18 protein-coding genes and 1 pseudogene are annotated in these 21,029 nt (G+C 53.6%); 9 read left to right on the top strand and 10 right to left on the bottom strand.

From position 1 onward, the window contains the following. Positions 1–243: 243 nt before the first annotated feature. Together Q3O12_RS09505 and Q3O12_RS09500 are read left to right on the top strand one after the other, a co-directional pair. Positions 244–429, top strand: coding sequence for a hypothetical protein (locus Q3O12_RS09505; RefSeq protein ID WP_234403402.1), 186 nt, complete (start codon positions 244–246; stop codon positions 427–429). Between the two features lie 161 nt (positions 430–590). Next, positions 591–1,007 (top strand): annotated as a pseudogene (locus tag Q3O12_RS09500) (DUF2513 domain-containing protein); the annotation flags it as partial. 52 nt (positions 1,008–1,059) lie between these two features. On the opposite strand, the gene Q3O12_RS09495 reads toward Q3O12_RS09500, so the two are convergent. The 3 genes from Q3O12_RS09495 to Q3O12_RS09485 are packed head-to-tail and all read right to left on the bottom strand — an operon-like array spanning position 1,060 to position 3,988. Then, positions 1,060–2,514 (bottom strand): LutB/LldF family L-lactate oxidation iron-sulfur protein, encoded by a 1,455-nt coding sequence (locus Q3O12_RS09495; RefSeq protein WP_301670221.1) that lies wholly within the window; start codon positions 2,512–2,514, stop codon positions 1,060–1,062. Beyond that, on the bottom strand, positions 2,511–3,212 hold the full coding sequence (locus tag Q3O12_RS09490; RefSeq protein ID WP_301670220.1) for a LutC/YkgG family protein: 702 nt from the start codon (positions 3,210–3,212) through the stop codon (positions 2,511–2,513). Before Q3O12_RS09490 ends, Q3O12_RS09495 begins: the two co-directional genes overlap by 4 nt. Further along, on the bottom strand, positions 3,209–3,988 hold the full coding sequence (locus Q3O12_RS09485) for a (Fe-S)-binding protein (RefSeq protein ID WP_301670219.1): 780 nt from the start codon (positions 3,986–3,988) through the stop codon (positions 3,209–3,211). Before Q3O12_RS09485 ends, Q3O12_RS09490 begins: the two co-directional genes overlap by 4 nt. A 214-nt stretch (positions 3,989–4,202) precedes the next feature. Here Q3O12_RS09485 and Q3O12_RS09480 point away from each other — a divergent pair, with 214 nt between their 5' ends. The 3 genes from Q3O12_RS09480 to Q3O12_RS09470 all read left to right on the top strand — a co-directional run bounded on the left by Q3O12_RS09480 (position 4,203) and on the right by Q3O12_RS09470 (position 7,904). Next, entirely contained in the window at positions 4,203–5,678 is a 1,476-nt protein-coding gene (locus tag Q3O12_RS09480) for an MDR family MFS transporter (protein ID WP_301670218.1), read from the top strand. A gap of 110 nt (positions 5,679–5,788) precedes the next feature. Further along, positions 5,789–7,315: a phospholipase D family protein gene (locus Q3O12_RS09475; RefSeq protein WP_301670217.1), complete on the top strand. Its 1,527-nt coding sequence runs from the start codon at positions 5,789–5,791 to the stop codon at positions 7,313–7,315. A gap of 55 nt (positions 7,316–7,370) precedes the next feature. Then, positions 7,371–7,904, top strand: a complete 534-nt coding sequence (locus Q3O12_RS09470) for a C40 family peptidase (RefSeq protein ID WP_301670216.1) — start codon at positions 7,371–7,373, stop codon at positions 7,902–7,904. Positions 7,905–7,987: 83 nt separating this feature from the next. On the opposite strand, the gene Q3O12_RS10880 is transcribed toward Q3O12_RS09470, so the two are convergent. The 6 genes from Q3O12_RS10880 to zwf form a co-directional block, all read right to left on the bottom strand. After that, complete coding sequence (locus Q3O12_RS10880; protein ID WP_301670215.1) at positions 7,988–9,190, bottom strand: DUF1311 domain-containing protein; 1,203 nt, start codon at positions 9,188–9,190, stop codon at positions 7,988–7,990. A 200-nt stretch (positions 9,191–9,390) separates the two neighbouring features. Beyond that, entirely contained in the window at positions 9,391–11,040 is a 1,650-nt protein-coding gene (gene pgi / locus Q3O12_RS09460; protein WP_301670233.1) for a glucose-6-phosphate isomerase, read from the bottom strand. Between the two features lie 120 nt (positions 11,041–11,160). After that, the gene (gene hexR / locus Q3O12_RS09455) at positions 11,161–12,009 is read right to left on the bottom strand and encodes a DNA-binding transcriptional regulator HexR (protein ID WP_002213148.1); all 849 of its coding nucleotides are present in this window, start codon (positions 12,007–12,009) and stop codon (positions 11,161–11,163) included. A gap of 49 nt (positions 12,010–12,058) precedes the next feature. Then, positions 12,059–13,045, bottom strand: coding sequence for a glucokinase (locus Q3O12_RS09450; RefSeq protein ID WP_301670214.1), 987 nt, complete (start codon positions 13,043–13,045; stop codon positions 12,059–12,061). Further along, a complete protein-coding gene (gene pgl / locus Q3O12_RS09445) occupies positions 13,026–13,721 on the bottom strand; it encodes a 6-phosphogluconolactonase (RefSeq protein ID WP_301670213.1) in 696 nt (231 codons plus the stop codon). Before pgl ends, Q3O12_RS09450 begins: the two co-directional genes overlap by 20 nt. A gap of 175 nt (positions 13,722–13,896) precedes the next feature. Further along, positions 13,897–15,342: a glucose-6-phosphate dehydrogenase gene (gene zwf / locus Q3O12_RS09440; protein ID WP_301670212.1), complete on the bottom strand. Its 1,446-nt coding sequence runs from the start codon at positions 15,340–15,342 to the stop codon at positions 13,897–13,899. Positions 15,343–15,755: 413 nt separating this feature from the next. Here zwf and edd point away from each other — a divergent pair, with 413 nt between their 5' ends. The 3 genes from edd (at position 15,756) to Q3O12_RS09425 (ending at position 18,675) form a co-directional block, all read left to right on the top strand. Next, positions 15,756–17,591 carry a phosphogluconate dehydratase gene (gene edd / locus Q3O12_RS09435; RefSeq protein ID WP_301670211.1) on the top strand — a complete coding sequence of 612 codons (1,836 nt, stop codon included), beginning with the start codon at positions 15,756–15,758 and terminating at the stop codon, positions 17,589–17,591. Between the two features lie 194 nt (positions 17,592–17,785). Next, a complete protein-coding gene (locus Q3O12_RS09430) occupies positions 17,786–18,424 on the top strand; it encodes a bifunctional 4-hydroxy-2-oxoglutarate aldolase/2-dehydro-3-deoxy-phosphogluconate aldolase (RefSeq protein WP_301670210.1) in 639 nt (212 codons plus the stop codon). A 14-nt stretch (positions 18,425–18,438) separates the two neighbouring features. Then, a complete protein-coding gene (locus tag Q3O12_RS09425) occupies positions 18,439–18,675 on the top strand; it encodes a hypothetical protein (protein WP_301670209.1) in 237 nt (78 codons plus the stop codon). 11 nt (positions 18,676–18,686) lie between these two features. On the opposite strand, the gene Q3O12_RS09420 is transcribed toward Q3O12_RS09425, so the two are convergent. Further along, positions 18,687–19,727, bottom strand: coding sequence for a zinc-dependent alcohol dehydrogenase family protein (locus Q3O12_RS09420; RefSeq protein WP_301670207.1), 1,041 nt, complete (start codon positions 19,725–19,727; stop codon positions 18,687–18,689). Between the two features lie 162 nt (positions 19,728–19,889). Between Q3O12_RS09420 and mutY the strand changes: the two genes are divergently transcribed. Beyond that, on the top strand, positions 19,890–20,948 hold the full coding sequence (gene mutY / locus Q3O12_RS09415) for an A/G-specific adenine glycosylase (RefSeq protein ID WP_301670206.1): 1,059 nt from the start codon (positions 19,890–19,892) through the stop codon (positions 20,946–20,948). Positions 20,949–21,029 lie beyond the last annotated feature (81 nt).

Here is a 21,029-nt window from a genome sequence, read left to right as displayed (position 1 = left end):
CTTCCAGCCAATTATCAGGCTGTTACACACTTTTGTGCTTACACAAGCTATCCGCAAACACGCACCCTGTTGCAGTTCCCCCCATGTATTCGCTCACCCGTATGAATTGCGCCTATATATGCTGGTATGAAATCAACCGGGTGGTGGGATAATACTGCAAAGACATTGTTGCGGTATGTGTTATCATTGCCGCAAGAACAGCGGGATAAAGTCTGCTTATTGATAAAAATATCGGAGTAGGTCATGCCGTCTGAACTGTATGTCAGCCGAGAAATAAAAGTATTTTTAAGTAGGAAAACCGCCCCGTCCGAATTGTTCGACTATCTGTCGGCTGGAATTGACAGGGAGGCAGCCGAGCAGATGCAGAGCGAGTTGTGGGCAGCGTATTTTCGATTGCGGATTTGTCCGTGTGTGCGAATGGATACTTGAGGCGGCTGAAAAGTCCGAGTGGGTCAAACCGTACAAGTCCGATTTGAAAACCGCTCCGGAAGCAGACCCGGGATTAAAATCCGCATAACCAAAAGGCCGTCTGAAACCGTTTCAGACAGCCTTTAAAACATCTTCAAGGATAAAAAGCGAAACGCGACTGGAATTTGATACGCCATATCCTGACCAAATTGGAAAATGAACCCAACCCCGACCGCTGGCTCGTTTCCACCTGTATCGAAAGTTGGACAAAGGAAGCAGCCGCATATCATCTGTGGCTCTTGATACAGGACGAACTGATTGCGGGCAAATGCAACCGCGAACAGCCGGGCAATGGGTTTGCCTGTTACGGCATCTGCCTGACGTGGGCGAGGCATAAGTTTCTCGCTTCCATCCGCAGCGATACGGCTTGGCGGTGCATCCGCAGCCTGTTGAAGGAAAAAGCGGTGGATTTGTCTTTTGAAGCCATCAAAGCCGCCGCACTGAAACTGTTGGAGGTGCGAATGCAAGGGTTTGAACGGCGGCATGGCAATGCCGCCCTACGGCTGTCGGAAGCCGACCCAAGATTCAAAGCCGAATAACCAAGCAAATGCCGTCTGAAAAGATTTCAGACGGCATTTCATACACAATCGCTTATGCTTTTTCTTTTTGGCGCATTTTTTCCGCCATCAGTTCGTGCAGGGTTTTCTTCGCCGGTTTCATCGGTACGCGGTTTTGCGTCCAACCCAACTGTTTGCGAGGGGTCAGGTTGCGGAACTTGGTGGCTGCCCAACCGAAGGCGCGGTAGGTTTTGCTGCCGCTGAAAATACCGTTGAATGTGCGCCACGCCATTTGTTCGCCGAAGGTATGCGATGCGCCTTGCCCTCGGATGGGGTGCGGCACGGTTTCGGTCGGCGAACGTTGCGCTTCAACGCGCAAACGCTGCATTTGTTCGGTAATCGGGATGCGTACCGGGCAGACTTCCACGCACGCGCCGCACATGGTACAGGCGGTTGGCAGGTCGCGGGTGGCATCCAGACCCAACAAGTGCGGAGAAATAATTTCGCCAATCGGGCCGGGGTAGGTGGTACCGTATGCCGCGCCACCGATACGGGTATAAACCGGACAATGGTTCATACACGCGCCACAACGGATACATTGCAAGGTACGGCGCATTTGGTCTTCGGCATAGGCTTGGCTGCGGCCGTTGTCGAGCAGGACCAAGTGCATTTCTTGAGGACCGTCCAGCTCTTCGCTACGGCGCGGACCGGTAATCATATTGAAATAGGTTGTGATGTTCTGACCGATGGCGGAGCGCGGCAGCAGACTGTACAGGGGTGGAATATCCGACAGCTTGGCAACTACTTTTTCAATGCCGGTAATGGCGATATGCACGGGCGGTACGGTGGTACTCAAGCGACCGTTGCCTTCGTTTTCGACCAAACACAGCGTGCCCGTTTCGGCAACGGCAAAGTTTACGCCGCTCAAGCCGACATCGGCAGTGCTGTAAATATCGCGCAGGGCTTTGCGGGCAAAGCCGGTCAGTTGGTCTACATCGTCTGTCAGCGGCGTACCGAGGTTTTGGTGGAAAAGTTCGCTAACCTGTTCTTTGGTTTTGTGGATAGCAGGCATCACGATATGGGTCGGTTTTTCGCCTGCCATTTGGACGATGAACTCGCCCAAGTCGCTTTCCACCGCTTTAATGCCTTTTGCTTCAAGATAATGGTTCAGCTCGATTTCTTCGCTGACCATCGATTTGCCTTTGACCATCAGCTTGCCGTTTTTGGCTGTGATGATGTCGTGGATAATTTGGCAGGCTTCGGCAGGGGTTTCCGCCCAGTGTACTTTCACGCCCAGCTTGGTCAGGTTTTCTTCCAATTGCTCCAACAGCGCGGGCAATTTGGACAGGGAACGCTGACGGATGTGTTCGCACAAATCGCGCAGGCTTTGCAGCTCTTCTTCGTCGGTCAAAACGGCTTTGCGTTTGGTCATCAGCATATCCATCGCGGTACGCAGACTTTTACGCAAAGGCTTGTCTTGAAGGGAAATTGCAGCGTTTTGTTTGAAAGTTTCCGGCTTCATGTGGAACTTGATGGTTTGCGTAGTCATGCGTTTTCCTCCAAATTGGCAGGGGAAATGTGGTCGGGCAGGATGGCGAGGATGACCAAATCACGCGGCCCGTGTGCGCCGTAAGCAAGCGTCAGTTGGATGTCTGCGGTTTTGGACGGGCCGGAAATCAGGAATACATTGGTCGGCATACCGTTTTCCACCAGTTTTTCACCTTCGACGGCGTTATGAAACTCGTTGTACATCTTGGACGTATCGAACAGGCAGAAATGCACGGGCGGAACGAGGCTCAAGGTGCGCGGTTCTTCGGGGCTGGAAAACAGCATCAGCGTGCCGGTGCGGGCGATACCGCATTGTGCGCCGCTGAAGCCTGCATCGATGTTTGCGAAAAACTCGGTTTTCCAAGTATCGATTTCGCGCTCGAAGGCAATCGGTTCGATATTGCTGCCTGCCAGCGCGGCACGCGCCAGTTGCCCGTGCTCGGTTGCGAGAGGCAGAAGGATGTTTTTCAAACCCTTGCCTTCTGCCGCTTCGCGGAAAACTTGCATCCAATTGCTTTTCGTTACCCAATAGATTTCGGTTTTGACCGCACGCATTGCGGCAGCCCAATATTTCAAACGCTCGGCTTCGCTGTCCCAGGAAACACCCTTTTCTCGGTAATAATCGAAAACTGCAGGCTCTTCCATCGGCAAGGCATCGGCTTTTTTCAGTTTTGCCAAAATATTTTCGCGCGCGCTCATACTTTGCCTCCGGTGCGTTCCAACAAGAAGGATGCGATATGTTTCGGACGCGGCATATCCGGCTCGTCCTTGGCGATTTTGCCGCCGATGTTCATCATACAGCCGCAATCCGCGCTGATGATTTCGGTCGCACCGGTTTCTTTCAGCGCGGCGACTTTGTCGGTTACCATCGCGCCGGAAATATCGGCTTGTTTGACGGAGAATGTGCCGCCGAAGCCGCAACATTCGCTTTCGTGGTCGTGGACGATACGTTCAACGTTTTCCATACCGTCAATCAACTGCCAGCCCGAGAGATGGACATTCATCTCACGGCGTGCGGCGCAGGAAGTGTGAACGGCGACTTTGACCGGTTCGCCCTTGTCTTCGGGTTTGAAACCGATGGCAAGCAGGAAATGGGTAAACTCGATGATGCGGCCGGCGCAATCAACCGCTTTGGATTCGTATTCTGTGTTTTTGAACAGGGTGGGCCAATGGTGCTTCATCATACCGCCGCACGAGCCGGACGGTACGACAATCGGCCAGTTTTCGGGGAAAAGGTCGAGTTGCGCCTTGGCGACATCAAACGCCTCGTCCGGATGTCCGGAAGAGTAGGCGGGCTGGCCGCAGCAGCTTTGCGCCATCGGGAAATGGACGCGTATGCCCTGCTGCTCGATTAGGGTAATGGCATCCATACCGGCTTCGGGCATAAAGAGATCGAGGACGCAGGTGCCGAAAAAATAGACATCGGTCGGATTACTGTCGTATCGGATGATTTTTGGGGGAATGGTTGCGCTCATTTTTTTCGTTAACGGGGATGCCCGTTTTTCTGTCGGAAGTTAAGCGGCTACTTTAAGTAATTGACTGTTGCGGGTCAAGTGTAATTTTAAAAAATAATCTGATTTTCCTTGCGGCTTCCCGCGCTGATGCTTGCCCTGCCTTGTTTCGCCTATTTTTGATAATAGTAATCATTATAATAAAATGGCGTTTCATTTATTTGTAAACGTGTAAGGTTTGCGCCTTCCCGCCGTTCAGACGGCATTTGGAAGCGGTCGCGGCGTGAGAATGGGGTACAATCGCCCTATGGAAAAAAATACCCTATCCGCCCGCGCACCATCCCCTTGGCTGCCGCTTCTGCTGGCAATTGCCATTTTTATGCAGATGTTGGATGCGACCATTTTAAATACCGCACTGCCCGAAATTGCCGCCGACCTGAACGAACCGCCTCCGGATATGCAACTGGCAGTCGTTGCCTATACGCTGACTGTTGCCCTGCTGATGCCTTTGAGCGGTTATTTGGCGGACAGGTTCGGAACGAAAAAAGTCTTTTTTGGTTCGATTGCCGTTTTTATGCTCGGATCGGCATTGTGCGCCGCATCGGGTTCGCTGTTTGAATTGACGCTTTCCCGTGTCGTTCAGGGCATCGGCGGTTCGATGCTGGTTCCGATACCGCGCCTGACCATCCTGCGCGCGTATGAAAAATCGAAGCTGCTCAACGCCATCAATTATGCGGTTATGCCCGCATTGATCGGGCCGGTTTTAGGGCCTGTGGCGGGCGGCTATCTTGCCGAATACGCTTCGTGGCACTGGATTTTCCTGCTCAACCTGCCCATCGGTCTGCTGGGTTTCATATTGGGACGCAACATCATGTCCGATGTCAAAGGCAACGATACCGCTTTGGATTTCAAAGGCTATCTGACCTTTTCCGCTGCCGCCTGCCTGCTGCTGCTTGCTGCAGAAAGCCTGTCGCACGCGCTGCCTCCGTATTTTGCACTGTTGCCGCTGTGCGGCGGACTGCTGTTTGCACGCCGTTATTTCCGACATATGAAAACCGCGTCCAAACCGATTTATTCCGCCGATTTGTTCCTGATACGCACCTTCCGTTTGGGACTGGCGGGCAACCTGTTCAGCCGTATCGGCATCAGTTCGATCCCCTTCCTGATGCCGTTGATGTTTCAAATCGCTTTTGGTTTTAGTGCAAGCCTGTCGGGCCGACTGGTTGCACCCGTCGCCCTGTCTTCGCTGCTGGTCAAACCGCTGATTGCGCCGCTGATGAGGCGTTTCGGCTACCGTGCGCTGCTGCTTTGGAATACCAAACTGCTCGCCGCTTTGATTATCCTGCTGGCGCTGCCCGGAAAGGACGCTCCGTTATGGGTTTGGATTTTGCTTTCGCTGGCAATCGGCGCGTGCAACTCTTTTCAGTTTTCCGCGATGAATACGCTGACCCTCGCCGATTTGCGCCCGCAACAGACCGGCAGCGGCAACAGCCTGATGGCGGTCAACCAACAGCTTGCCATCAGCATGGGCATTGTTGCCGGCGCATTAATCCTTAAAAACTGGACATTTCTGATACCGGCTTCTTCAGGTATGCATTCCGCCTTCCGTATGACCCTGTTCAGTATCGGCGGCATTACCCTTGCATCATCGCTGGTTTTCAAGCGTCTGCACGTTTCAGACGGCACCAACCTGACACGGAACACACCGTCCTGAAGCGGTCCGCACGCAAAACTTTTACCCGTTTCAACGTTTGGATTATGATGTCGCACTTCCATGCGCGCCAACCCCAAAATACAGGCAATGCCGTCTGAAACCCTATCCCGATGAAAACACGCAGCCTCATTTCCCTTTTATGTCTCCTTCTCTGTTCATGTTCTTCATGGCTGCCCCCGCTGGAAGAACGGACGGAAAGCCGCCATTTCAATACTTCCAAACCCGTCCGCCTGGACAACATCCTGCAAATCCGGCACACCCCTCATAACAACGGGCTATCCGATATCTATCTGCTGAACGATCCCCACGAAGCCTTTGCCGCGCGCGCAGCCCTCATTGAGTCCGCCGAACACAGCCTTGATTTGCAATACTATATCTGGCGCAACGACATTTCCGGCCGGCTGCTGTTCAACCTCATGTACCTTGCCGCAGAACGCGGCGTGCGCGTGCGCCTGCTGCTGGACGACAACAACACGCGCGGCTTGGACGACCTCCTGCTCGCCCTCGACAGCCACCCCAATATCGAAGTGCGCCTGTTCAACCCCTTCGTTTTCCGCAAATGGCGCGCATTGGGCTATTTGACCGACTTCCCCCGCCTCAACCGCCGCATGCACAACAAATCCTTTACCGCCGACAACCGCGCCACCATACTCGGCGGACGCAATATCGGCGACGAATACTTCAAAGTCGGTGAAGACACCGTTTTCGCCGATCTGGACATCCTCGCTACCGGCAGCGTCGTCGGCGAAGTATCGCACGACTTCGACCGCTACTGGGCAAGCCATTCCGCCTACAATGCCACGCATATCATCCGTCGCGGAGATATTCCACACGGACTTCAAGAACTCGGCTACGACGATGAAACCGCCAGACAAGCACTCCTCCGTTACCGTGAAACCATCGAACAATCCCCACTCTACAAAAAAATACAAAACCGGCAGATTGACTGGCAAAGCGTCCAAACCCGCCTAATCAGCGACGATCCCGACAAAGGGCTGGACCGAGACAGCCGCAAACCGCCGATTGCAGGGCGGCTGCAAGACGCGCTCAAACAGCCCGAAAAAAGCGTCTATCTGGTTTCACCCTATTTCGTCCCTACAAAATCTGGCACAGACGCACTGGCAAAACTGGTGCAGGACGGCATAGACGTTACCGTCCTGACCAACTCGCTGCAGGCAACCGACGTTGCCGCCGTCCATTCCGGCTACGTCAAATACCGAAAACCGCTGCTCAAAGCCGGCATCAAACTCTACGAGCTGCAACCCAACCATGCCGTCCCCGCCACAAAAGACAAAGGCCTGACCGGCAGCTCCGTAACCAGCCTGCATGCCAAAACCTTCATTGTGGACGGCAAACGCATCTTCATCGGCTCATTCAACCTCGACCCCCGTTCCGCACGGCTCAATACTGAAATGGGCGTCGTCATCGAAAGCCCCAAAATCGCAGAACAGATGGAGCGCACCCTTGCCGATACCACACCCGAATACGCCTACCGCGTTACCCTCGACAGGCACAACCGCCTGCAATGGCACGATCCCGCCACCCGAAAAACCTACCCGAACGAACCCGAAGCCAAACTTTGGAAACGCATCGCCGCAAAAATCCTATCCCTGCTGCCCATAGAAGGTTTATTATAGAAATGCCGTCTGAAACACCTTCAGACGGCATATCCGAACCCGCAAAGGAAAAACCATGTTTCCCCTCGACAAAACCCTTTTCCTCTGTCTCAGCGCACTGCTCCTCGCCTCATGCGGCACGACCTCCGGCAAACACCGCCAACCGAAACCCAAACAGACAGTCCGGCAAATCCAAGCCGTCCGCATCAGCCACATCGACCACACACAAGGCTCGCAGGAACTCATGCTCCACAGCCTCGGACTCATCGGCACGCCCTACAAATGGGGCGGAAGCAGCACCGCAACCGGCTTCGATTGCAGCGGCATGATTCAATTCGTTTACAAAAACGCCCTTAACGTCAACCTTCCCCGCACCGCCCGCGACATGGCGGCAGCCAGCCGCAAAATCCCCGACAGCCGCCTCAAAGCGGGCGACCTCGTATTCTTCAACACCGGCGGCGCACACCGCTACTCACACGTCGGACTCTACATCGGCAACGGCGAATTCATCCATGCCCCCAGCAGCGGCAAAACCATCAAAACCGAAAAACTCTCCACACCGTTTTACGCCAAAAACTACCTTGGAGCGCATACGTTTTTTACAGAATAAACAAAGCCGTCATCCAAAAGGCCAGTAGCAAAAATGCCGTCTGAAACGCAAAAGCATTTCAGACGGCATCTTCAAATCGAAGGTCAGTTGATCAGATACCCTTGGATTTCCTTGGTTTTCGCATTGATTTCTCTGGTACGGCAGTCAGATTGCGCCAAACCGTATTCGTCGCCATCGGCGCATTTGGCATTCAAACCATTTTGCCAGTTGCGGTACTCGGGCATAATGGTTTCGGCAATATCGGCGGGCAATGCCTGAACCGCACCATCCAATGCCGCCTTGGCAGTCCTTTCTTTTTTATCTGCTTCCCTGATAATTTCGTCAATCACTGCTTTCTTGCGGTTGTGCAGCTCTTCCAAGCGTGCTTCGGTTTCCGCCGTTTTGCATGCCAGTTCACTGATTTTTATGCCGTTTGGCGTTTCACTTTCGGCTTTCGCATTGCTGGCACAGATTTTATCCATCCCGCTTTTCCATGTTTTCTGTGGGGCTTGCAGCTTGTTTTGGACGGTTTGCGGCAGACCTTTCCAAAATTGTTCAAACTCACTGCGCGACAATTTGTAGCGTTCCTCCCATTCTGATACGCGGGCTGCCTCCTGTTCTTGGCTCAATGCCTCCTGCGCCGCCGCTTCTTCTGCCTCCCTCGCTTCCTGCGCGGCGGCTTCTGCCGCTTCAAGTTCTTCGTTCCTTTGTTTCGCTTTGTCCAACGGCTCTTTAATCAGTGCCATAGACACCAGCTCGCTGAGCGGATGGATGATATCGTGTGCCTGATTCAGTTCGGCAAAAATTTTGCTTTTGTCGTCTGTCGGCTGGACGCTGTAAGAAATAGTTTTGACGTAATACGCGCCTTCTTTGCGGTAGTAGCGTTCAAAAAAGTCGGGCGTTTTCTTATAGCTGTTACCTATGGATTGGTTGGCGGCTACGGCATAACCGACAACATCGTCGGGCACGTCCAGTTTTAACGTGGCTTCACATTTGAGTTTGCTGGACGTGTCGGTTTTTTCGGTGGTTCGGACTTCATCGACGGTTATCCCCAAACGTTCGACCATGCTGCGGATATGCGATATGCCGATGTCGGCAAATGCCTGGTCTTTGAATGCGTCGTCATCAAAGGTTTTGACGGTTTCACCCTCGACATTTTCGCGGACGAGTTTGACCAAAATCTCTTTAGCCTCTTCGCTTCCGCAGGAAACTTCATTTTCGGAAAACAGGTTGCCTATTCCCAAACGGTCGCAGCCCGACAAAATCAGCATACTTGCCAATGCCAGTGCGGGTAAGTTCTTTTTCATCGGATTTCCTTTTCCGTCCAAACGGACTGTCGGTCTGCCCGTATATTCCCACACACGGCGGATGCGGGATGTATGGCTGTGAATGTCTGAAATGGTGCGGCGCATTATACGGGATTGCGGGATGCCTTTGACCCGTTTTCAAACCCGTATCGTGCAAAATGCCGTCTGAACACCTTTCAGACGGCATTTTGCCCCGGGGTTTATAATTTGCGGTTGGTTTGCAGGTAGAGGTTGATCAGACGTTCGGTCGAGCTGTCGTGCTTTTGCGGCACGGTTTCGCCGGTCAGTTCACCCAAAATGGTTTTAGCCAGTTGTTTGCCGAGTTCCACGCCCCACTGGTCGAAGCTGTTGATGCCCCAAATAATGCCTTGTACGAAGGTTTTGTGTTCGTACATGGCAATCAGGCTGCCCATATTGCGGGGGTTGACCTTATCCATCAGGATGAGGTTGGTCGGGCGGTTGCCGGAGAAGGTTTTGTGCGGAACCAGCTCTTCGATACGCGCCTCATCCATACCCTGCGCTTTGAGTTCGGCGCGGACTTCGTCGGGGGTTTTGCCGCGCATAAAGGCTTCTGCTTGTGCAAAGACGTTGGCAAGCAGGATTTCGTGGTGTCCGGGCAGGTTGCTGCGTTTTTCAAGTGAGGCAATCAGGTCGATGGGGGTAATGTGCGTGCCTTGGTGCAGCAGTTGGAAGAAGGCGTGCTGGCCGTTGATGCCCGTTTCGCCCCAGATAATCGGCGAGGTTTCGTGTCCGACTGCTTTGCCGTCCAATGTAACCTGTTTGCCGTTGCTCTCCATATCGAGCTGCTGGATGAATTTGGGCAGGCGGTGAAGGTGTTGGTCGTAAGGCGCGATGACGTGGCTGCCGCCGCCGTAGTAGTTGATATACCAGATGCCGATGAGGGCGAGGATGACGGGCAGGTTGCGCTCGAGCGGTGTGTTGATGAAGTGTTGGTCCATCAGGTGCGCGCCGTTGAGCATTTCGATGAAGTTTTCTTCGCCGAGATACAGCATAATCGGCAATCCGATGGCGGACCACAGGCTGTACCGACCGCCGACCCAATCCCAAAATTCAAACATATTGGCGGTGTCGATGCCGAATTCGGCGACGGCTTTTTGATTGGTGGAAACGGCGGCGAAGTGTTTGGCAACGGCTTCTTCGTCGCCCGCATGATTCAAAAACCATTCGCGCGCGGTCAGCGCGTTGGTCAGCGTTTCCTGCGTGGTAAATGTTTTGGAGGCGATGATGAACAGCGTGGTTTCGGGGTGGACTTTGGACAATACGTCGCGCAGTTGCGAGCCGTCCACGTTGGAGACGAAGTGCATATTGAGGCGCGGATGACCGAAAGGTTTGAGCGCGGTACACATCATCAGCGGGCCCAAATCCGATCCGCCGATGCCGATGTTGACAACGTCGGTAATCACTTGGTTGGTATAGCCCAGCCAGCTTCCGCTGCGGACTTCGTGTGCAAATTCGCCCATACGTTGCAAAACGCGGTTGACTTTGGGCATAACATCTTCACCGTCAACCACAATCGGCGAATTGGTGCGGTTGCGAAGGGCGACGTGGAGGACGGCGCGGTTTTCCGTCGTATTGATTTTTTCGCCGTGGAACATCTGCCGCATCCGCTCCGGCACGCCTGCTTCACGCGCCAACTCGAACAAAAGCGACATGGTTTCGTCGTTGATGCGGTTTTTGGAGTAGTCCAGCGTCAGTCCGCCGACCTGCAGCCAGTAGCGTTCCGCACGCTGCGGGTCTTGCTCGAACATTTCGCGCATATGCAATGTTTTGCTGTCGTCAAAGTGGTTCCACAATTTCGACCATGCGGGTAAGTCGTGAAGATGTTTCATCTGTATGCTCCTGAATGAGGTTTTTTGTTGTGGGATGAAGAGGCTGCCGGAAACTGCCGCAAGCCGCTGACGGCCGTTGTCCGGCATTTCAGACGGCATTTGCGGGATGCCGTCTGAAGGTCAATCTTTGTCGTAATCGATGTGCTTGTTGTGTATGCTTTTTTTGCTTTTCTGCAATTGCAGGCTGGCAGCATCGCCCAAGCGCAGGGCAAGTCCGATGGCGAGAATATCGATGACGGCAAGCTGCAAGAGGCGGGAAACCATGGGCGTGTAGAGTTCGGCATTTTCCTGTGTGGCAACGCTCAACACGCAGTCGGCAAGTTGCGCCAGAGGCGAATCGTTGCGGGTCAGCGCGATGACGGACGCGCCGTTTTCTTTGGCGATGCTGACCGCATCCAAAAGTTCGATAGACGAACCCGTGTTGGAAATGGCAACCAAAACATCCTGATCGCTCAAAACGGATGCCGCCATCAGCTGCGTGTGCGTATCGACATAGGCGACCGTGGACATGCCGAAACGGAAAAACTTGTGCTGCGCGTCCTGCGCGACGATACCGGAATTGCCGACACCGTAAAACTCGACGCGGCGGGCGTGCATCAGCGTGGCAATGGCGTTTTCCAGCTCTGACTCTTTCAGGAAGCGGCGTTCGCCCAACAGCGAGGCTGCGGCATTGCCCAATACTTTCTCGACCACGCTTGCCATATCGTCGTCGGCGTTGAGTTCTTCGTGGACATAGGGCATACCCTCATGACCGATACTGGCGGACAACGCGAGCTTGAACTCGGGCAGCCCTTTATAACCCAAGCTGCGGCAGAATCGGATGACGGTCGGCTGGCTGACGGACGCACGTTCGGCAATTTCGGCAACGGCGGCATGGACGAACCATTTGGGTTCCGCCAATGCACATTCGGCGACTTTGCGTTCCGCACCGGAAAGGTTTGCCAGTGATTCGCTGATTTTGCTTAACATAATGATATGCCCTTCGATAATGCAGCCCCGCTGCAAGGAGCCGCTGTGGTTAAACGTTTCTCAAATGGTTGTCGAGAGCCACAGCCGCACCGGAAATTCCGGGAAACTCGCTCAAGACGACATACACGGGAATCGCGGCAAGATATGCTTCAAACCTGCCCTTGTTCTCGAAACGGCTGCGGAACGGGGAAGTTTTGAAGTATTCCAACACGCGGGGAATAATGCCGCCGCACAGGTACACGCCGCCGCGCGCGCCCAGCGTCAGGGCGAGGTTGGAAGCAACCGTGCCGAGCATGGCGCAGAAGATGTCCAAAGTCTGACGGCACAAAGGCGACGTGCCGCTCAAAGCCTTTTCCGTGATTTCAGACGGCATCAGTTTGGCGGGTTTGGCTTTCTGTTTTGCAGCCAAAGCCTCGTAAACCAAGCTCAAGCCCGCGCCGCTCAAAAAGCGTTCGGCGGAAACATGGCCGTATTTGTTTTTGGCGTACTGCCAAATCAGCACTTCCATATCGTCAAACGGCGGGAAACTGGTATGCCCGCCCTCGCCCGCCAAAGCCACCCAGCCTGCGGGGCTGTGCACCAATCCGCTCACGCCCAAGCCGGTACCGGGACCGATAACGGCTTTGGGGGCAAATTCGACAGGCTTTTGCCCGCCTACCTGCATCAGGTCTTTGCTTGAAGTCTGCGTTACCGCCAATGCCTGTGCGGTAAAGTCGTTCAAAAGGATGAGGGTATCCAGCCCCAAAGTCTGACGGGTGGTTTCGATGGAAAACGCCCAATGGTGGTTGGTCATCTGCACCCAGTCACCCAAAATCGGGTTGGCGATGGCAAATGCCGCGTGCCGTACGGCTGTTGCACCGCTTTGGTTCAGATAGGCACGCACCGCATCGGTAACCGTATCGTAGTCCTTACACGGAAGCACGGCGGTTTTTTCGATGACGCGCGGCGCGGTTTCCAAAGCAAAGCGTGCATTCGTACCGCCAATGTCGGCGACCAGTCGGGGATATCCGGCTTGTTTATTCGGCGTAGAAGACATGGCAGTTCACTCCTTGGCGGCTCAATACGAAGCTGATCGGATATTCGCGGTTTTCGCCTTGTGCGGCTTGATCGAACACGGCTTTTTTCTCTTCGCCCCGTATCGCCAAAAACACATGCCCCGTATGGGCAATCGCATCCAAGGTCATACTGACGCGCTCGTGCGGCGCGGTAACGGGCGTGGTATGCACCAGCGCGACACCTGCCGAACCGTCGATTGCCGTCTGAAACTGCGGAGCTTTCGGGAAAATCGAAGCCGTATGCCCGTCGTTTCCCATACCCAAAACCAAAACATCGGGCTGTTTGTAATGTTTCAGTGCATAATCGACAACAGCATCGGGATGTAATTCGGTTTCAGTTTTTCCGTCTTCCACCATAGGAATCCACATTGCCGCTTCCGCCTTGTTCTTCAACAGGTATTCGCGCACCAGACCGGTATTGCTGTCGGCGTGGTCTGTCGGCACGACGCGCTCGTCAACCAAAGTAACGCCCACTTTGCTCCAGTCCAAATCTTTTTGCGACAAGGCGTTGAAAAACGCAATCGGCGAACGTCCGCCGGAGACTGCCAACACCGCACTGCCTTTTTCATCCAGCGCGCCCTGCAAAGCATCCGCCACTGCGTCAGCCAAAGACTGCGCCGCTTCTGCCGCATTTTCGTATTCGTGCCAAACAAACATATTTGTGTCCTTTTTTTATTTCAGACAGCATATTCCGTTATGGAAACGGGTTGAGCAATATGCCGGCCGAACAGTTGTTTATGCTTTTGATACCAAATATCGGGACTGCTTTTTACTGCTTTACTTGCGTTCAGACGGCATTTCAAATCCCATGCCGTCTGAACGTATTATTGCATTACTGCTCTTCGTGCCACTTGTGTCCGTCGCGCGCCAACAGTTCGCGGGCGGCTTCGGGCCCCCAAGAGTGTGCGCCGTAACCGTGCGGCGGCGTGGTATTGCCTGCCCAGTTTTCCAAAATCGGCATCACATATTCCCAAGCGGCTTCGAGTTCGTCGCGGCGGTTGAACAAAGCGAGTTTGCCGTTAATCACATCCAACAGCAGGCGTTCGTAAGCTTCCGCGCGGCGGCCTTCCAATGCTTTGCCCAAATCGGTTGCCAGCGGCACGGTTTCGACCTTATTGCCAGCACCCGGGGTTTTCATCTGCGTATAGAGGCGCACGGATTCATGCGGTTGCAACTCGATAACGAGCCGGTTGGGCGCGGTGCGGCTGCCTTCAAAAATATGGCTGTTCAAATCTTTGAAGTTCAAAACGATTTCCGCCACTTTGCCCGCCATGCGCTTGCCGGTACGCAGGTAGAAGGGAACGCCCTTCCAGCGTTCGTTTTCGATTTCGGCTTTAATGGCGACGTAGGTTTCGGTAAAGCTGTCTTGCGGAACGTTGATTTCCTCAAGATAGCCGTTCATGCCTTTGGCAGCGGTATATTGTCCGCACACGACATTTTCATTGACAGATTCGACGGTCAGCGGCTTCAATGACTTGATGACTTTGACTTTTTCGTCGCGCACCGCGTCGGCATCCAAACTGGCGGGGGCTTCCATCGCAGTCATGCACAGCATCTGCATCAAATGGTTTTGCACCATATCGCGCAACGCGCCGGTAATGTCGTAAAACTCGCCGCGCTCTTCCACGCCGAGCTGTTCGGCGATGGTCAGTTGTACGCTTTCGATGTATTTGTTGTTCCACAACGGCTCGAACATCACGTTAGCAAAACGCAGCGCCAGCAGGTTTTGCAGGCTTTCTTTGCCTAAGTAGTGGTCGATGCGGTAGATTTGCCTTTCTTTGAAATAACGCGCCACATCGGTATTGATTTGTTGGGAAGAAGCCAAATCCGTACCCAGCGGTTTTTCCAAAACCACGCGCACATTGTCGGCATTCAAACCGATCGCAGCAAGGTTCTCGCAGGCTTGCGCGAAGAATTTGGGCGCGGTGGACAGATAAATGACGACGTTGTCGGTTTCTTTGCGCGCTTTGACCAAATCGCCCAAAGCGGCAAAATCGTCCGGCTGCGTAACATCGACTTTGAGATATGCGAGACGTTCGACAAACGATGCCCAAGCCTCATCGGAAAAATTTTCTTTCACATGGATTTTGGAACTGGTTTCCACCTTCGCCAGAAAACCTTCTGTATCCAACTCGCTGCGGCTGACCCCCAAAATACGCCCTTCGGGATGAAGCAGACCGGCCACGTGCGCCTGATACAGGCAGGGCAACAGCTTGCGCATCGCCAAATCGCCGGTCGCACCGAACAACACCAAATCAAAATTTGTTTGTGTACTCATCGTATTATCTCGTCAGGAAAGAATTTTTCGATGCCGTCTGAAACCTGCTTTTCCCATCACGCTGCATCGCAATATCGGAAACAAAGGCAGGCGGCATAATGAGTAGTAATACTACACACCGCTACACTTTTTGTCTATTCCCATTTTTACAATTTATTTGACTTAGTCCAAAAATCGGGCAGGTTTCCCCTATTCCGTTACAACAATCGGAAGATTCTGCGATTTAAATCAAATTTCTTTTCAATGCCTGATTTTTTTGTAACAAAATTACAAATTTTGTACTATAATAGCACCCGCTTCCCACTTTCAGACGGCATATCTTTTAAAACACTCCCCGTCTGAATACCCGATACAAAAATCAGAAACGCACAAACAAATCCCCAATACCACCCCGTTCCGACAGGAGACCGACCGTGAACACTACTCCTACCCACCCCAAACTCGCCGAAATTACCGGGCGCATTATCGAACGCAGCCGTCCGACGCGTGAAAAATATCTGACGAAAATCCGCAGTGCCAAACAAATGGGACGCTTAGAGCGCAACCAGCTCGGCTGCTCCAACTTGGCGCACGGCTATGCTGCCATGCCTAAAAGCATCAAAATCGAAATGCTTCAGGAAACCGTCCCCAACTTAGGCATCATCACCGCCTACAACGACATGGTTTCCGCACACCAGCCGTTTAAAGACTTCCCCGACCAAATTAAAGACGAAGCGCAGAAAAACGGTGCGACCGCGCAAGTCGCCGGCGGCACGCCCGCCATGTGCGACGGCATCACGCAAGGCTACGCCGGTATGGAATTGTCGCTGTTCTCCCGCGACGTCATCGCCATGAGTACCGCCATCGGCCTGTCGCACCAAATGTTCGACGGCAGCCTGTTTATGGGCGTGTGCGACAAAATCGTACCGGGTTTGATGATTGGCGCGCTTTCGTTCGGTCATATTCCGGGCATCTTCGTCCCCGCAGGCCCGATGTCCAGCGGTATCGGCAATAAAGAAAAAGCCCGCACCCGCCAGCTTTTCGCCGAAGGCAAAGTCGGCCGCGACGAACTTTTGAAAAGCGAAATGGGTTCCTACCACAGCCCCGGCACCTGCACTTTCTACGGCACGGCAAACTCCAACCAAATGATGATGGAAATGATGGGCGTACACCTGCCTGCCGCCGCCTTCGTCCACCCTTACACCGACCTGCGCGAGGCCCTGACCCGCTACGCCGCCGGACACCTCGCGCGCGGCATCAAAAACGGCACGATTAAACCTTTGGGCGAAATGTTGACCGAAAAATCCTTCATCAACGCCCTGATCGGTTTGATGGCGACCGGCGGCTCAACCAACCACACCATGCACCTCGTCGCTATGGCGCGTGCCGCAGGCGTGATTTTGAACTGGGACGACTTCGACGAAATTTCTTCCATCATCCCATTGCTCATCCGCGTGTACCCCAACGGCAAAGCCGACGTGAACCACTTCACCGCTGCCGGCGGCCTGCCTTTCGTTATCCGCGAATTGCTGGACGCAGGCCTGTTGCACGACGATGTCGATACCGTTGTCGGACACGGTATGCGCCACTACACCAAAGAGCCTTTCCTCATCGACGGCAAACTCGAATGGCGCGAAGCCCCCGAAACCAGCGGCAACGACGACATCCTGCGCAAAGCTGACAACCCGTTCTCCCCAGACGGCGGCCTGCGCCTGATGAAAGGCAACATCGGTCGCGGCGTGATTAAAGTGTCCGCCGTGCGCGAAGGCTGCCGCATCATCGAAGCGCCCGCCATCGTGTTCAACGACCAACGCGAAGTGTTGGCTGCGTTTGAGCGCGGCGAGTTGGAACGCGATTTTGTCTGTGTCGTCCGCTACCAAGGCCCGCGCGCCAACGGTATGCCCGAGTTGCACAAACTGACCCCGCCTTTGGGCATCCTGCAAGACCGCGGCTTCAAAGTAGCGCTGCTGACCGACGGTCGTATGTCCGGCGCATCCGGCAAAGTGCCCGCGTCCATCCATATGACTCCCGAAGCCCTGATGGGCGGCAACATCGCCAAAATCCGTACCGGCGACCTGATCCGCTTCGACTCCGTTACCGGCGAACTCAACGTCCTGATTGATGAAGCCGAATGGAACGCCCGCGAAGTCGAACACATCGACTTGAGCGCAAACCAACAAGGCTGCGGCCGCGAACTCTTCGCCAACTTCCGCAGCATGACCAGCAGCGCAGAAACCGGTGCCATGAGCTTCGGCGGCGAATTTGCCTAAACCCTTTTCAGACGGCCTTCGTGAATAGAAGGTCGTCTGAAAAATTATAAAAGCTGTTTAAACGGATCAAACGCAGCGTGGGCTTTGCCCGCGAATAAGCAACTCCCCCCATTTTTCAAAAAGGCCGTCTGAAAACCTAGCCCCTTCCTGTTTGACCTCAACAAAAATGCCCCTATCCCACTTGGAGAACTGAAATGTCCAAACTGACCCCACGCGAAATCCTGACCGCCGGCGCAGTTGTGCCTGTGATGGCGATTGACGACTTAAGCACCGCCGTCGATTTGTCCCACGCCCTTGTCGAAGGCGGCATCCCCACCCTCGAAATCACCCTGCGCACCCCCGTCGGCCTCGACGCCATCCGCCTGATTGCCAAAGAAGTGCCCAACGCCATCGTCGGCGCAGGTACGGTTACCAACCCCGAACAGCTCAAAGCCGTCGAAGACGCAGGCGCGGTTTTCGCCATCAGCCCGGGTTTGCACGAATCCCTCGCCAAAGCCAGCCACAACAGCGGCATCCCCCTGATTCCGGGCGTAGCCACTCCGGGCGAAGTCCAACTGGCTTTGGAACACGGTATCGACACCCTCAAACTCTTCCCCGCCGAAGTCGTCGGCGGCAAGGCCATGCTCAAAGCCCTCTACGGTCCTTATGCCGACGTGTGCTTCTGCCCGACCGGCGGCATCAGCCTCGCCACCGCGCCCGATTACTTGGCACTGCCCAACGTCCTGTGCGTCGGCGGCTCATGGCTGACCCCGAAAGAAGCCGTTAAAAACAAAGACTGGGACACCATCACCCGCCTTGCCAAAGAAGCGGCGGCGTTAAAACCCAAAGCCTGATTCGCATCGTAAAAATGCCGTCTGAAAAACCTTTCCCGTTTCAGACGGCATTTTGCCGCTTGGCGGCGCAGTCGGCATACACGGCAGCACCACTCCGACATAGCACCCCTAAAATGCCCATCCGCCTTCCGCATAATAAAAATAACGGTCAATCTATTCGACAAATACAGCGGCCGGACAGCCTATACTACATGGCTGAAAAAATGCCGTCTGAAACACGTTCAGACGGCATCCGCTTAAAAAACAACTGATTCAACGCCGATTAATCCGCTTCCAAAACCACTTTCATCGCTTGGTTTTCGGCGGCGTGTTTAAACACGTCGTAGGCTTTTTCCAATTCGCTGAATTTGAAATGGTGGGTCAACATTTTGGTGTAATCGACGGAGCTGCTGGAAATTGCCTTCATCAGCATTTCAGTGGTATTGGCGTTTACCAAACCGGTTGTGATGGCAAGGTTTTTAATCCATAGTTTTTCCAGTTTGAAATCAACGGATTGACCGTGTACACCAACCACAGCGATATGACCGCCCGGTTTGACGATGTCTTGACACATATTCCATGTAGCCGGGATACCGACGGCTTCAATCGCGCAATCTACGCCGTCTTCGCCGACGATAGCAAAGACTTGTTTGGATACGTCGCCGGAAGCAGGGCTGACAGTATGGGTCGCGCCCAGTTCTTTCGCCAGTTTCAAGCGGTTTTCGTCCATATCGCAAACGATGATGGCAGCAGGGCTGTACAGTTGCGCAGTCAGCAAGGCGGACATACCGACAGGGCCTGCGCCTGCGATAAAGACGGTGTCTCCGGGTTTCACATCGCCGTATTGCACGCCGATTTCGTGGGCGGTCGGCAAAGCGTCGCTCAACAGCAGGGCGACTTCTTCGTTGACGTTGTCGGGCAGCGGCATGAAGCTGTTGTCGGCATAAGGCGTACGGACGTATTCGGCCTGAGTACCGTCAATCATATAACCCAAGATCCAACCGCCGTTGCGGCAGTGTGAATAAAGTTGGATTTTGCAGTTGTCGCAAGTGCAGCATTTGCTGACGCATGAAATAATGACTTTATCACCGACTTTAATGTTTTTTACAGCATCGCCAACTTCTTCTACAATACCAATGCCCTCATGACCGAGAATGCGACCGTCGGCGACTTCGGAGTTTTTACCTTTCCAAATACCCAAGTCGGTACCGCAAATCGTGGTTTTGACGATTTTCACCACCGCATCGGTCGGATCGATAATCTGCGGACGAGGTTTTTCTTCAAAACGGATGTCGTTTGCGCCGTGATAAACCATTGCTTTCATGCTGATACTCCTTGCTTGTTGATAAATAATTTCAATACCGCAATAAAGTCTCTTTATATGAGTTATATACCCCTATAATCTGTATGTCAATAAGAATTACTTTCACAATTTTATACAATAACATACTGTTTTAAATATAAATAAAACCATAGATTGATATTAATGAACACACCCATCCCCTTCTCCGAACGGCTCATCCGCTGGCAAAAACAACACGGTCGCCACCACCTCCCTTGGCAGATCAAAAACCCTTATTGCGTCTGGCTTTCCGAAATCATGCTCCAGCAAACGCAGGTCGCCACCGTATTGGACTACTATCCGCGTTTCTTAGAAAAATTCCCGACCGTTCAGACGCTTGCAGCCGCGCCGCAAGACGAAGTGTTATCGCTGTGGGCGGGCTTGGGCTATTACAGCCGCGCGCGCAATCTGCACAAAGCCGCGCAACAAGTCGTCGAACAATTCGACGGCACGTTTCCGGCGGCGCGCAAAGACTTGGAAACCCTCTGCGGCGTAGGCAGAAGCACCGCCGCCGCTATTTGCGCCTTTTCCTTCAACCGTCGCGAAACCATTTTGGACGGCAACGTCAAACGCGTACTCTGCCGCGTGTTCGCCCGCGACGGCAATCCGCAGGACAAAAAATTTGAAAACTCGCTCTGGACGCTTGCCGAAAGTCTGATGCCGTCTGAAAACGCCGATATGCCCGCCTACACGCAGGGCTTGATGGATTTGGGCGCGACCGTGTGCAAACGGACGAAACCCTTGTGCCACCAATGCCCGATGGCAGACATCTGCGAAGCAAAAAAGCAAAACCGCACCGCCGAGCTGCCGCGCAAAAAAAACTCCCCCGAGGTACAAACCCTGCCGCTTTATTGGCTGATTGTCCGCAACCAAGACGGCGCAATCTTATTGGAGAAACGCCCCGCCAAAGGCATTTGGGGCGGTCTGTATTGCGTACCGTGTTTTGAAAGTTTGAACGGGCTTTCCGACTTTGCTGCCAAATTCTCCCTGACCATGGCAGATATGGACGAACAAACCGCCCTGACCCACCGCCTGACGCACCGGCTGCTGATGATTACGCCGTTTGAAGGGCAAATGCCGTCTGAAAGCCCTTCAGACGGCATTTGGATAAAGCCGACGCATTTGAAAGATTACGGCCTGCCTAAGCCTTTGGAAATTTATTTAAACAGTAAAAAGTTTGGGGCTGTATTAGATAGAGAATGAAGCACATCAAGAAAAATCTCGGCATTTTCTGAGAAAAAACTTTGGCAATTTATTGCATTATTTGCAACTCCCTTGCACTTT

The sequence above is a fragment of the Neisseria benedictiae genome (assembly GCF_958267435.1).
Taxonomy (GTDB): Bacteria; Pseudomonadota; Gammaproteobacteria; order Burkholderiales; family Neisseriaceae; genus Neisseria; species Neisseria bergeri.
Note: the sequence above shows the minus strand (reverse complement) of the source record. Positions and strands in the feature narration are given on the sequence as shown.

Coding starts and splice junctions, on each gene's coding strand:
- Q3O12_RS09505 (WP_234403402.1), top strand. CDS start 244: ATGCCGTCTGAACTGTATGTCAGCCGAGAAATAAAAGTATTTTTAAGT.
- Q3O12_RS09495 (WP_301670221.1), bottom strand. CDS start 2,514: ATGACTACGCAAACCATCAAGTTCCACATGAAGCCGGAAACTTTCAAA.
- Q3O12_RS09490 (WP_301670220.1), bottom strand. CDS start 3,212: ATGAGCGCGCGCGAAAATATTTTGGCAAAACTGAAAAAAGCCGATGCC.
- Q3O12_RS09485 (WP_301670219.1), bottom strand. CDS start 3,988: ATGAGCGCAACCATTCCCCCAAAAATCATCCGATACGACAGTAATCCG.
- Q3O12_RS09475 (WP_301670217.1), top strand. CDS start 5,789: ATGAAAACACGCAGCCTCATTTCCCTTTTATGTCTCCTTCTCTGTTCA.
- Q3O12_RS09470 (WP_301670216.1), top strand. CDS start 7,371: ATGTTTCCCCTCGACAAAACCCTTTTCCTCTGTCTCAGCGCACTGCTC.
- Q3O12_RS10880 (WP_301670215.1), bottom strand. CDS start 9,190: ATGAAAAAGAACTTACCCGCACTGGCATTGGCAAGTATGCTGATTTTG.
- pgi (WP_301670233.1), bottom strand. CDS start 11,040: ATGAAACATCTTCACGACTTACCCGCATGGTCGAAATTGTGGAACCAC.
- hexR (WP_002213148.1), bottom strand. CDS start 12,009: ATGTTAAGCAAAATCAGCGAATCACTGGCAAACCTTTCCGGTGCGGAA.
- Q3O12_RS09450 (WP_301670214.1), bottom strand. CDS start 13,045: ATGTCTTCTACGCCGAATAAACAAGCCGGATATCCCCGACTGGTCGCC.
- pgl (WP_301670213.1), bottom strand. CDS start 13,721: ATGTTTGTTTGGCACGAATACGAAAATGCGGCAGAAGCGGCGCAGTCT.
- zwf (WP_301670212.1), bottom strand. CDS start 15,342: ATGAGTACACAAACAAATTTTGATTTGGTGTTGTTCGGTGCGACCGGC.
- Q3O12_RS09430 (WP_301670210.1), top strand. CDS start 17,786: ATGTCCAAACTGACCCCACGCGAAATCCTGACCGCCGGCGCAGTTGTG.
- Q3O12_RS09425 (WP_301670209.1), top strand. CDS start 18,439: ATGCCGTCTGAAAAACCTTTCCCGTTTCAGACGGCATTTTGCCGCTTG.
- Q3O12_RS09420 (WP_301670207.1), bottom strand. CDS start 19,727: ATGAAAGCAATGGTTTATCACGGCGCAAACGACATCCGTTTTGAAGAA.
- mutY (WP_301670206.1), top strand. CDS start 19,890: ATGAACACACCCATCCCCTTCTCCGAACGGCTCATCCGCTGGCAAAAA.